Here is an 11,727-nt window from a genome sequence, read left to right as displayed (position 1 = left end):
AGTTCAGCCCTGATTATGATGGAAGTTTTTTGTGGTTGTTGCCTTGTCATGTCGTCATTGCCGCCTTGTCAAGTCATTATCGTTGTCTAAGTTGTCATTATTGCCGTTTCGTTGAGGCTCTTATCTGTTGCGGATTATTCTTTTGCCGTCGCATTCCATGCGTTCCGCATCGGCGAGATGACTCTTAAGAGTTTCTTCTTCGCATATCGAGACCTTGAGTGCAGAGGAGTTGGGAAACTGGTTGAAGAATGTGTCATTGCTCATATAGAGCTGTATTGCTGATACATCCTTTGCCGAGAGCACATTGTTGTAGTAGTAGGTTATCCGTTCCACGATTCTTGGCAACACCTTCACTCCTGTGCGTCCGTCGGTGAAGGTCACCACAGCCACCACATGCCATGACCGTCTGCCTTCCCTTGCCTGCTGTTTCTGCGTTTCCGTTGGTTTGTGTGATATGGCTATATGTCTGCCGAATCTGGCGTTTATGCCGTTCATCATCGTGCGGAACAGTCGTCCGTGGGCACTCGTGTCCTTCAGTTGGTTGCTGGCGATGTAGTAGTGTATCATCTCGTGTATGATAGTATCCTCCACTATTTCCTGCGGCAGGTCAAACCGTGTGTTGATGCGCAGCACGAAATCGTAGTTCACCACCTTGCCCATCAATCCGTTGCGTTTCTTCTTGAAGCAGCACATGCCGAGAAACCCTTTGGCGTTGCTAAGCCTTATGGGTATGTCGGGCAGTTTGCCGTCGAACATCATCCTGTTGTATTCGTCGAATTTCTCCTTGATGAATGGAATGGTTGGTGTCATGCGGTTGTGGTTGTTTGAAGGAGGATTTATAAGTCCTTAAGTTCGCCAATTGAAATTCCTGTCAATTCAGAAATCACTTCCATATCCATTCCTTTTGCAAGCATGGCACGGGCAATTTCTGCTTTTCCTTCTGCTTTTCCTTCTGCAAACTTTTTCTTTTCTGCAGTTTTTATTGCGTTTACGATGTCGCGATAAGCATTTACACTATCTTCGTATGATTTCAGTTCCTGTGGGTTGAACTTGGAAATTTCAGCTTGTTCAAACAGACGTGTGAACACACGCTCTTGTAACGAGGCGGGACGTTTCATTAGAGATGAGAGGTTTTTCAGTACAAACATCCATTTGTCATACATCGTTTCAAGTTCATTTTCTGTTTTGTCGAATTTGGGAATCTCTACATATACATACGTTAGTTTGTCATAGAAGACCTCTTTGGTGTCTGTTTCCATTAATTTCACTTCATGATGCCACCTCTTTGCGTTCTGCAAACCCTCTGCAAAGTTGAAGTTCAGCAATCCTATCGTATATACGGAATTGAGATGAAAGTCCCAATCTCCGCCACGTTGCGCTTGCTCTCGTATTGGAAATGTTGAATAATATATTGTTCGGTCTTTGAAGAACTCCTGATATACATTTTGCATCTCTACGATGAATTTTTCGCCTTTGTCATTCTCACAAAACACATCGAATACTGCACGCCTGGCGTCTATGCGGTCGCCGAGCTGTTCTGAGTTCAAGTAGGTAACATCCTTCACGTTCTGTTCTCCACGGAACAAAGCGTTGAGAAAACTTATCAGCAACTCTTTGTTGAATTCTGATCCAAACAATCTCTTGAATCCAAAGTCTGTATGTGGATTGATGTATCTTTCTACCATAATGCGGATTATTTTATCAGTGACAATACAAAGTTAAGCAAATTACTCCGAATGTGCAAATTACTTTTGTCATTCCTTGGTTCTTTATTTATAGAGACAATCACAATTCTTTATAATATAAAGCCTAATTGCCCGTCTGACCCGTTTGGGGTTAAATGAAAATGTATTTCATCACGAACAAGGCAGCGAGGATATAGAGCGTAGGGTTGAGCTTCTTCCAGTTGCAGCACAGGATGTTTATGGCAACGTATGCTATGATGCCGCATAGAATGCCGTCGGAGATGCTGTATGACAGCGGCATCATCACGATGGTGATGAATGCGGGGATGGCTTCGGTGTAGTTGTTCAGGTCGATGTCTTTTATTGGCGACAGCATGAAGAGTCCCACGATGACGAGAACCGGAGTGGTGGCGGCAGCAGGAATGGCGAGGAAGATGGGAGCGAAGAAGAGAGCCACGACGAAGCAGAGAGCCGTGGCAAAAGCCGTTAGTCCGGTCCTTCCGCCCTGTGCCACACCAGCGGCACTCTCCACATAAGTTGTTGTGGTGCTTGCTCCCAGACACGCTCCAGCCATCGTCGCCACGGCATCAGCCATGAACGCTTTGTTCAGACCAGGAATGCGACCGTCTTTTCTCATCATGCCTGCCTTGGTGCATACGCCGACAAGCGTGCCCATGGTGTCGAACATGTCGATGAACAGGAACGTGAACACCACGATGGCCATGTCGATGGTGAAAATGTTGTGGAATTCAAACTGGCAGAAAACAGGTGCTATAGACGGCGGAGTGTCCATTATTCCCTGGAATTTCGTTATTCCCATCGGGATTCCTATCAGCGATGTGGCGAGTATTCCGATGAGCAATGCTCCCGGCACGCGTCTGGCAATGAGCACCGACGTGAGCACTATGCCTATCGACCCGAGCAATGCCGAACCGTGAGGCAGGTCGCCGATGGTGACGAAAGTGGCGGAGCTCTCCACTATGATGCCCGCATTCTTCAGTCCGATAAACGCTATGTAGATGCCGATTCCGGCTCCTATCGCCCGCTTGATTGAAGCCGGTATGGAGTCAACGATAAGGGTTCGTATGCGTGTCATTGTGAGAATCACGAATATCAGTCCCTCGATGAGTATCGCCGTGAGCGCAAACTGCCATGAGTATCCCATGGTGAGACACACGGTGAACACGAAGAAGGCGTTGAGCCCCATGCCGGGAGCGAGTCCGAACGGCTTCTTGGCGTATATCGCCATCATCAGTGTTCCGATTATGGCAGCAAGAGCCGTTGAGGTGAACACGGCATTGGTGACCATGCCCTTGGAGGCGAGGACCGAAAAAATGCTTGGATTAACGGCAAGGATGTATGCCATCGTGAGGAAGGTGGTGATACCAGCCATTACTTCCGTCTTGATGTTGTGCTTCGCTGGATCGAAGCCGAAGAGTTTTTCTAACATTGTCGTTGTTCTTGATTTTTGTTTATTTGGCATGAATTGACTATTGTTTTTGGGGGATGAAAGATTATAAATATAGATGGTGCAAAATTATCAATAAAAGTTTGAAAACAATAATCATTACTATTACTTTTGCATGCAGAAGAACAATAAAAGATGATCTTGATGACTATAGACGACATAATATCCAGGTGTGCCACGTTGCCGGCTGCCGACATTGCCAAAGGTGTGAACAGAACGCTCGACGAGAACAATTCTCTCGTCGTCACGGCACCGCCGGGAGCAGGAAAGTCCACACTCCTGCCACTTACCATCATGGCTTGGACTGCCGCCGGAAAGATAATGATGCTTGAGCCAAGACGCTTGGCAGCGCGACAGATTGCCGAACGCATGGCGGAGATATTGGGAGAACCCGTGGGGAAGACCGTAGGCTATAGAGTGCGTTTCGAGAGCCGCGTCTCTGAGGCAACGCGCATAGAAGTGGTAACTGAGGGGGTGTTCCTCCGTATGCTCGTGGATGACCCTACGCTCGACGGGGTGTCTGTAGTAATCTTCGACGAGTTTCATGAGCGTAGCATCAATTCCGACCTCGCACTTGCCCTCGTCAGACAGTCGCAGACTCTCCTTCGTGATGACCTGCGCCTCGTCTTGATGTCGGCAACGATTGATGCCACGTCGCTCTGCAATACATTGCATGCCCCGTTGGTGGAGAGCCAGGGAAGGATGTTCCCGGTTGAGGTGGTCCATGCTGACGACGACACCATCGCTATGGCATCCTCCCGTCGCAACGCCGACATTCCGCTTGCCGTGGCACGCATGGTGAGCAGGGCGCATAGGGAGAGCGATGGCGACATACTGGTGTTTCTGCCAGGACAGGCAGAGATACAGAAAGTGACAGACCTGTTGGGCGACTCTTTGCTGCCCACTGTCGTGATGCCCCTCTACGGCAACCTCTCGCCAGAGGCGCAACACAGGGCGATAGCCCCCTCTGCCGGGGGAAAGCGAAAGGTGGTCCTTGCCACGCCAGTGGCAGAGACCTCAATCACTATAGAAGGAGTGAGAGTGGTGGTGGATGCCGGACTGTGTCGCCGTCCGGTGTTCAATGCCCGCAGCGGACTCAGTCATCTTGATACCGTTGCAATAAGCAAGGATATGATGACGCAGCGAACGGGACGTGCCGGACGAGTGGCGGCGGGAACCTGCTACCGTCTCTGGACCGTAGCCACGGAGAACCAGCTTGCCGACCAGCGCCGGCCGGAGATAGAAGAAGCCGACCTCGCCCCGATGCTGCTGCAGGTGGCGGCATTCGGCGAGAGAGACATCCTTTCGCTGCCATGGATCACTCCACCGTCAGCAGGCAGCGTAGGCAAGGCGCAGCATCTTCTGAAACTCCTCGGAGCCGTGGATGCCGACGGAAAGTTAACCGCCATTGGAAAACAGATGGCTGCAATGCCCTGTCATCCACGTGTGGCAAGGATGATATTGGGATGCCGTACAAAGGAGATGAGAAGTCTGGCATGCGACATCGCCGCTATCCTCGAAGAGAAAGACCCGCTGACTGCCGAAGAGTCTGCCGACATTACGATACGTATAGGAGTGCTGCGCTCGTGCAGAAGCAAGAGGAACGTAGGCCGCTGGCAGCGCATAGCGATGATATCACGAGAATACCAGCGCATGACAGGAGCTACCGAAGACAATGCAGCCATCGATGCCGACGATGCCGGGCTGCTGATTGCCTATGCCTATCCGGAACGTGTGGCGATGGCAACCGACGATGTGGGAGGCTACAAGCTTGCCAGTGGCGACAATGCTTCGCTGTCTGTCACCGATGCCCTCTCGGCAAGCAAATGGATTGCCGTGGCGTCTCTCTATTCACAGAGCAACGGCGGACGTATATATCTTGCCGCACCGATTGATGTGGAACAGATGGAGACAATTTCATTGGACAATGTTTCATGGAACTCAAAAGAGGGCATGGTGGTGATGCGAAGGGAGCAGAGAATCGGTAAACTCATCGTTGGCAGCAAACCGATACACAATGCCGACAAGGATAGGGTGGTGGAGATTGTGTGTGATGCCGTGAGGAAAGACGGACTGAGCATGCTGGACTGGAGCGATGATGTGGTGAGACTCCAGAACCGTGTGGCTGCCGTTGCCGCCTGGCATCCAGACATGGAACTGCCTGATATCTCAACTCCACACCTGATGCAGACGGCGGGCAGTTGGCTGCCTATGTATCTCGTTGAAGGCAGCAGAGTCATGACATCTGTGACAGAGATGAAAAAGCTGGACTTGAGAGACATCATCTGGGCAACGATACCATACGACAAGCAGCAGGAGATAGACCGGCTCGCTCCAGAATACGTCGTCGTGCCTACGGGCAGCAGGATACGCATCGACTATCGTCAGGGATCGGCAGCACCGGTGGTGAGCGTAAGACTGCAGGAATGTTTCGGTATGACGGAGACACCAACAGTGGACGACGGCAGACAACCGCTGCTCATGGAACTGCTTTCGCCGGGATTCAAACCGGTGCAGCTCACTCAAGACCTTGCCAACTTCTGGCGTGAGACATACTTTGACGTGAGAAAAGAACTGAAGCGCCGCTATCCCAAACACTGTTGGCCCGACAATCCTTTGGATGCCAAGGCGGTGAAGAAATAAGAATCGGCATACAACAAAAACTCCCCCAACTGTCATTAGAACGTTTGGGGGAGTTGTATCTTACATCTGCTTCACCTTCAATGCCCTCATGGCATTTATCACGGCAATTACCGTCACGCCGACATCAGCAAACACCGCCATCCACATCGTAGCCAGTCCGAAAGCGGCAAGCACGAGTACGAGCAGTTTGATGAATATCGCAAACACCACGTTCTGCATGGCGATGGCTATCGTACGGCGTGCTATTCTTATCGCCGTAGCTATCTTCGACGGCTTGTCGTCCATAATCACTATGTCGGCAGCCTCTATCGCCGCATCGCTGCCGAGGGCTCCCATCGCCACACCCACATCGGCGCGTGCCAATACGGGAGCATCGTTGATACCGTCGCCAACGAAGACTATCTTCTTGTCAGCCGACTTACCTTTCATCACGCTCTCCATCATCTCCACCTTGTCGGCAGGCATCAGTTCGGTGTGGCATTCGTCGATGCCAAGTTCCTTGCCAACATATTCGCCCACCTCGTGCCTGTCGCCGGTGAGCATCACGGTCTTTTCCACACCAGTTTCCTTCAAGCGGCTTATCGTCTCCTTGGCATCATCCTTTATCACGTCGGTCACCACGATATGTCCGGCATACGTGCCGTCTACGGCAACATGGACGATGGTGCCCACCTTATGACACTGGTGCCACCTGGCACCGATGCTTTCCATCAGCTTGGAGTTGCCCACATACACGGTCCTGCCGTTCACTGTGGCCTTCACTCCCTTGCCGGCAATCTCCTCCACATTCTCCACGCGGCAACCGTCATCCTCGTTGCCGAACGCCGTCTTCAGAGAAACGGCTATCGGATGTGTGGAATAGCGTTCCACATGGGCAGCGAGATGCAGTAGCTCCCGTTCGTCGAAATCATTTGGATGTATGGCTTCCACCTCGAACTTGCCTTTCGTCAGCGTGCCGGTCTTGTCGAACACCACCACACCGGTCTTTGCCAGCGTGTCCATATAGTTGGAGCCCTTGATGAGAATACCCCGTCGGGATGCTCCGCCGATGCCGGCGAAGAACGTGAGCGGAACGCTGATTACCAATGCACAAGGACACGAAACCACGAGGAAAGTCAGCGCACGGTTTACCCATACGGGCAGGGCGCAGAGATAGTCGTCGGATAAGAACGGTGGCAGGAAAGCCAGTGCCAATGCCACGTATACCACTATCGGAGTGTATATGTGGGCGAATTTGGTGATGAAGGTCTCGCTCTTCGACTTGTTCTCTCCGGCATTCTCCACGAGATCGAGAATCTTGCTCACCGTGGATTCACCGAAAGATTTCTCAACTATCATCTTTATCACGCCCGACAGGTTGACGCAGCCTGAGCATATCCTTTCGCCCACTCCAGCGTTCCTCGGCATGCTCTCGCCGGTGAGAGCCATGGTGTTGAGGCTTGTCTCGCCCTCGGTTATCTTGCCGTCGAGGGGTATCTTCTCGCCGGGGCGCACGATGATTGTCTCGCCCACTGCCACACTGTCGGGACTGACGACCTTTGTCTTGCCGTTTCTCACCACGTTTGCCGTGTCGGGACGTATCTCCATAAGGTGTGAGATAGACTTGCGGCTGTTGTCCTCGGCGTAGTGCTCGAATAGTTCGCCCAACTGGAAGAAGAGCATCACGAACACCGCTTCGGGGAATTCAGTCTCTGCTCCCGGCAGGAAGCCTATGAGCAGGGCTCCGATGGTGGCGATACACATCAGGAAGTCTTCGTCGAACACTTCGCCTTCCATTATTCCCTCTATAGCCTCACCGATTACGTCGTAGCCGATGAGAAGGAATGGCACGAGATAAACCAGCAGCAGTTGCCACACCTCGAGCCCCATTGTCTTTTCTATTGCCACGGCAATGACGAGCAACACCGCGGTAAGTATGATTCTTGTGAGTTTTTTCTTGTCCATATCTATATGTTTTAATATTTTCTTAGTCTGTAGCTTTCCATTAAGCGAGAATTGTCGTTTGGAATCAAAGGTAAGCAATGCGGATAAAGAATGTATTTGACTGATAGCCGTATCGCTTTTGTTCGTTTGCAAAGGTATGGCAATTGTGTTGCAATCGGGTTGCAAAGACGACATGGAGTATAAAAAAGACATGCGCCGAGACTTTGTGAATCCCGGCGCATGCTGAAAATGCTGTATGATATTCCTTTATGATATTCCTGCAGTCTGTGGGCAATTCTTCATGCCCTTCTGCTGTCAGTGTGTGGCAGTAGGCTATTGGTTATGATTCTTGCGTCTGCATTCGGCACATTCTCCCTTGACCACGAATGACAGGGAGTGGGCGTAGAATCCGTCGGGCAGCGGGATGTCGTGGATGTGTATGTCGTCGAGACAGAACGAGCGCTGGCACGATTCGCAGTAGAAATGCACGTGGTTGTCGCTTTGGCTGCATTTGCCGTCACTTCTGCATAACTCGTAGTTGAGGATGCCGCGTCCGTCTTCGAACGAGTGTACGACGTCGTGCTCCAGAAACAGTGTGAGCACACGGAAGATGCTCGACTTGTCCATCGACAGGTTGAGCCGCTCCATGTCGGCAAGGCTGACGGGGCGGTCAGACTCTTCCAGCATGCGATATACCAGAATTCTGTTTGCAGTAGCCTTTACGCCCTTATGTCCAAGTTTCGTTATTATCTCTTCTGCCGTCATCTCACGATATCTCCTTTTATTCCTCCACGATTTCCACCGTCATGCTGATGTCCTCCACGGGGCGGTCGGCACGCGATGTCTCACAAGCCTGTATCTTCTCCACTACGTCGAGTCCCTCGGTCACTTCGCCGAAAACGGTGTATTGGTTGTCGAGGAACGGTGTGCCGCCGATGGTGGTGTATGCCTCACGCTGCTCGTCGGTGAATGTGGGCTTTCCCTTCTCCATGCTTATGGCCTTGGTCTCTGCCACGAGCTCGTCTTGCAGTTCCTGCAGTCCGGCGCGGTCGCGGTTGCGTCGCAGTTCCATTATCTTGTCGCGGTTTTCGCGTGCGAGCTGGTTGAATATCGTCTGTTCCTGCTGCATCTCCATCTGTCTTTCCATCTGCTGCAGTTCCGATTTCTTGTAGGTCTTTCCCCAGACGATATAAAACTGGCTTCCGCTGCTCTCGCGCTCCGGGTTCACCTCGTCGCCGAGACGGGCGGCGCTCAGCGCACCACGCTTATGGAAGAGCTGCGGATACACGAACTCTGCCGGTATGGTATAGTCCGGTCCGCCGGTTCCCAGATTCTTTCCTGCCGGTGCACCTTTGCTGTCGGGGTCGCCGCCTTGGATCATGAAATCCTTTATCACTCGATGAAACAGAGTTCCGTCGAAATATCCTTCCTTGGCGAGCTTTATGAAGTTGTCGCGATGTTTTGGGGTCTCGTCGTAGAGGCGCACGAAGATGTCGCCTAAAGTTGTTGAAATTTTAATGTCAGCCATTATATATGCTTTATGTTTCTTTTGATTGCCTAGTCCCTCATGCCGAGGTCCCATATTATGTTTGCCGCGTTCTCTGCCGCCTTTTTTTCTCCGAGCGATTCTCTGATGCCGGCATATCCCTTGAGCATTGCCTGTCTTGGCTCGCCGTCGGCGATGAGCTGCTGCAGTTCGCTGGCGATGTTTTCTTCGCTGAAGGAGTCTGCCACGAGTTCCTTCACCACCGGTTTGTTGGCGATGAGGTTTACCAGTGAAATATATTTCACTTTGAGCAGATGCTTCTTGAGGAAGGCGATGACTTTCGGGATGGGAGTCTTGTAGCATACCACCTGCGGCACGTCGAAAAGTGCCGTTTCGAGAGTTGCCGTACCGCTTGTCACCGCTGCCACACGGGAGTGTGACAGCAGTTGGTAAGTCTGTCCGAACACTATTTTCACGCTGTCGTCGCCTTTCGTGAAGGTGTCGTAGTATTCCGGCGAGATGCTTGGTGCTCCGGCTATCACTATCTGGTATATGTCTCCAGCCACCCTCTTCGCCGCCCTTATCATGTATGGCAGGTTGTCTTTGATTTCCTGTTTTCTGCTTCCGGCGAGCAGGGCTATCACCGGTTTGTTGCCGTCCAGCTCGTTTCTGATAGCGAAATCAGCAAACGGCTCCTTGTATTCCTCCTTGAATTCCGCCACCTCGTCGGCAGTAGGGTTGCCCACGTAGTGGATAGGGTAGTTGTGTTTCCTCTCATAGAAATCCACTTCGAAGGGCAGGATAGAGAACATCTCGTCCACATCGCGCCGTATGTTCTTTATTCTGTATTCCTTCCATGCCCATATCTTGGGTGAGATATAGTAGTATACCGGTATGCTCGTCTTGGCATGAATATATTTGGCGATGCTCAGGTTGAAGCCGGGATAGTCGATGAGGATGAGCACGTCGGGGTCGAACTCCACGATGTCTCTCTTGCAGAGCGCCATGTTCCTGAATATCGTCTTCAGGTGTAGCAATACGGGTATGAATCCCATGTATGCCAGTTCCTTGTAGTGTTTCACCCTTGCTCCGCCTACATCCGCCATAAGGTCGCCTCCGAAGAATCTGAACACCGCCAGCGGGTCTTTCTCCTTTATCGCTCTCATCAGTCTTGAGGCATGCAGGTCGCCGCTCGCCTCTCCAGCTATAAGATAGTATTTCATTCGTTCCTCCTTGTCGTTACAGGTCCCAGTCGCTGATTTTCTGCATCGCAGAATAAGCCGTAGTGTCTATCGTTGTTGGCGTTATGGCAGCGTATCCGTGGGCGAGAGCCCATTCGTCGGTGTCTGTCGCTTCCGGTTCCGTGTCGCGGAACTGTCCCACCATCCAGTAGTAGTCGTATCCTCTGGGATGTCTTTCCTTCACCAGTTCCTTCTCCCAGATGCCGTTGCACATGCGGCACACCTTCGTTCCCTTTATCTCGGGAGTGTCGGGGAAGTTCACGTTCAGACACACGTTCTTTGGCAGCCCGTCCTCCAGCACTCGTCCTGTGATGATCTTTATCAGTCGTGCGGTATTGCTGAAGTCAGCGTCGGGTGAATAGTTGCACAGAGAGAATGCCACGGATGGTATTCCCTTCATGCATCCTTCCCTTGCCACACCCATCGTACCGCTGTAATGGCTGTTCACCGAGGCGTTGTCGCCGTGGTTTATGCCGCTTATCACGATGTCCGGCATGCGGTCGCATATCTGGTCGATGGCGATTTTCAGGCAGTCCACCGGTGTTCCGTTGCATGCCCACACCTGCAGTCCCGGTTCTTCCCTTACGAGTCTGAGTCGGAGAGGTTTTTCGGATGAGAAGGCGCATGAGAATCCCGATCGTGCCGATTCCGGAGCGCACGCTATGATGTCGCCGAATCCCCTGACGTATTCCAGCAGGCTGTTTATGCCTTTGGCGGCAAATCCGTCGTCGTTGGAGATTAGGATTAATGGTCTTTTTTTCTTCATAAAAACACTAAGTTGCAACTTATTTGCTGCAAAGATAATGCAAACCGAGCGCAATACAAAATGAAAGGCTAAAGACTTTCATTTTTATTGCCGAGGTGCAGCTTATCTTATCCAAAGATAATGCAAAATTTATTCACATTTCCGAGCGTGAGGATTTTATCCAAAAATCCGATTAAGCGAGAGAAATGATAATTTATTCACATTTCCGAGCGTGAGGATTTTATCCAAAAATCCGATTAAGCGAGAGAAATGATAATTTATTCACATTTCCGAGCGTGAGGATTTTATCCAAAAATCCGATTAAGCGAGAGAAATGATAATTTATTCACATTTTCGAGCGTGATGATTTTATCAAAACCGAGTGGAGAATACGATTTCGTTGATAATGAAATCTTCAGGATACCCGTTGGCGGAATTGATCTATGTTGATAGATATGAGTAAAAGTTGTAAATGTCGCTTGATTCTCAGTAAAACCAAGAATTGCAAAAAAAACTGTCAGACCATCTGGTTTTTT

General features: G+C 50.9%; 10 protein-coding genes. 1 reads left to right on the top strand and 9 read right to left on the bottom strand.

Annotated elements, in window-relative coordinates:
• Positions 1 to 120 precede the first annotated feature (120 nt).
• From QVO99_RS09655 to QVO99_RS09645, 3 genes are all read right to left on the bottom strand, one after another.
• A complete protein-coding gene (locus QVO99_RS09655) occupies positions 121 to 810 on the bottom strand; it encodes a SprT-like domain-containing protein (RefSeq protein ID WP_022317405.1) in 690 nt (229 codons plus the stop codon).
• A 26-nt stretch (positions 811 to 836) separates the two neighbouring features.
• Positions 837 to 1,685, bottom strand: a complete 849-nt coding sequence (locus QVO99_RS09650) for an Rpn family recombination-promoting nuclease/putative transposase (RefSeq protein WP_022317404.1) — start codon at positions 1,683 to 1,685, stop codon at positions 837 to 839.
• Between the two features lie 151 nt (positions 1,686 to 1,836).
• Complete coding sequence (locus QVO99_RS09645; RefSeq protein ID WP_022317403.1) at positions 1,837 to 3,135, bottom strand: NCS2 family permease; 1,299 nt, start codon at positions 3,133 to 3,135, stop codon at positions 1,837 to 1,839.
• A gap of 162 nt (positions 3,136 to 3,297) precedes the next feature.
• Here QVO99_RS09645 and hrpB point away from each other — a divergent pair, with 162 nt between their 5' ends.
• Positions 3,298 to 5,796 carry an ATP-dependent helicase HrpB gene (hrpB, locus tag QVO99_RS09640; RefSeq protein ID WP_022317402.1) on the top strand — a complete coding sequence of 833 codons (2,499 nt, stop codon included), beginning with the start codon at positions 3,298 to 3,300 and terminating at the stop codon, positions 5,794 to 5,796.
• 60 nt (positions 5,797 to 5,856) lie between these two features.
• Here the strand turns inward: hrpB and QVO99_RS09635 are convergent, their stop codons facing one another.
• The 6 genes from QVO99_RS09635 to QVO99_RS09610 form a co-directional block, all read right to left on the bottom strand.
• Positions 5,857 to 7,740 carry a heavy metal translocating P-type ATPase gene (locus QVO99_RS09635; protein ID WP_022317401.1) on the bottom strand — a complete coding sequence of 628 codons (1,884 nt, stop codon included), beginning with the start codon at positions 7,738 to 7,740 and terminating at the stop codon, positions 5,857 to 5,859.
• Between the two features lie 312 nt (positions 7,741 to 8,052).
• Entirely contained in the window at positions 8,053 to 8,484 is a 432-nt protein-coding gene (locus QVO99_RS09630) for a Fur family transcriptional regulator (protein WP_022317400.1), read from the bottom strand.
• Between the two features lie 16 nt (positions 8,485 to 8,500).
• Complete coding sequence (locus tag QVO99_RS09625) at positions 8,501 to 9,247, bottom strand: peptidylprolyl isomerase (protein ID WP_022317399.1); 747 nt, start codon at positions 9,245 to 9,247, stop codon at positions 8,501 to 8,503.
• Between the two features lie 29 nt (positions 9,248 to 9,276).
• Positions 9,277 to 10,428 carry a lipid-A-disaccharide synthase gene (gene lpxB / locus QVO99_RS09620; RefSeq protein WP_022317398.1) on the bottom strand — a complete coding sequence of 384 codons (1,152 nt, stop codon included), beginning with the start codon at positions 10,426 to 10,428 and terminating at the stop codon, positions 9,277 to 9,279.
• 16 nt (positions 10,429 to 10,444) lie between these two features.
• Complete coding sequence (gene surE / locus QVO99_RS09615) at positions 10,445 to 11,212, bottom strand: 5'/3'-nucleotidase SurE (RefSeq protein ID WP_022317397.1); 768 nt, start codon at positions 11,210 to 11,212, stop codon at positions 10,445 to 10,447.
• Between the two features lie 284 nt (positions 11,213 to 11,496).
• A partial coding sequence (locus QVO99_RS09610; protein ID WP_288177137.1) for a hypothetical protein occupies positions 11,497 to 11,727 on the bottom strand: 231 nt, incomplete at its 5' end.

It is taken from the genome of Prevotella sp. CAG:592, assembly GCF_000436015.1.
In the GTDB taxonomy this organism is placed as follows: domain Bacteria; phylum Bacteroidota; class Bacteroidia; order Bacteroidales; family Bacteroidaceae; genus Prevotella; species Prevotella pectinovora.
Note: the sequence above shows the minus strand (reverse complement) of the source record. Positions and strands in the feature narration are given on the sequence as shown.

Excerpts from the sequence above, each read along its gene's own strand:
- surE (WP_022317397.1), bottom strand. The coding sequence starts at position 11,212 with ATGAAGAAAAAAAGACCATTAATCCTAATCTCCAACGACGACGGATTT.
- QVO99_RS09635 (WP_022317401.1), bottom strand. The coding sequence starts at position 7,740 with ATGGACAAGAAAAAACTCACAAGAATCATACTTACCGCGGTGTTGCTC.
- lpxB (WP_022317398.1), bottom strand. The coding sequence starts at position 10,428 with ATGAAATACTATCTTATAGCTGGAGAGGCGAGCGGCGACCTGCATGCC.
- QVO99_RS09645 (WP_022317403.1), bottom strand. The coding sequence starts at position 3,135 with ATGTTAGAAAAACTCTTCGGCTTCGATCCAGCGAAGCACAACATCAAG.
- hrpB (WP_022317402.1), top strand. The coding sequence starts at position 3,298 with ATGACTATAGACGACATAATATCCAGGTGTGCCACGTTGCCGGCTGCC.
- QVO99_RS09625 (WP_022317399.1), bottom strand. The coding sequence starts at position 9,247 with ATGGCTGACATTAAAATTTCAACAACTTTAGGCGACATCTTCGTGCGC.
- QVO99_RS09650 (WP_022317404.1), bottom strand. The coding sequence starts at position 1,685 with ATGGTAGAAAGATACATCAATCCACATACAGACTTTGGATTCAAGAGA.
- QVO99_RS09630 (WP_022317400.1), bottom strand. The coding sequence starts at position 8,484 with ATGACGGCAGAAGAGATAATAACGAAACTTGGACATAAGGGCGTAAAG.
- QVO99_RS09655 (WP_022317405.1), bottom strand. The coding sequence starts at position 810 with ATGACACCAACCATTCCATTCATCAAGGAGAAATTCGACGAATACAAC.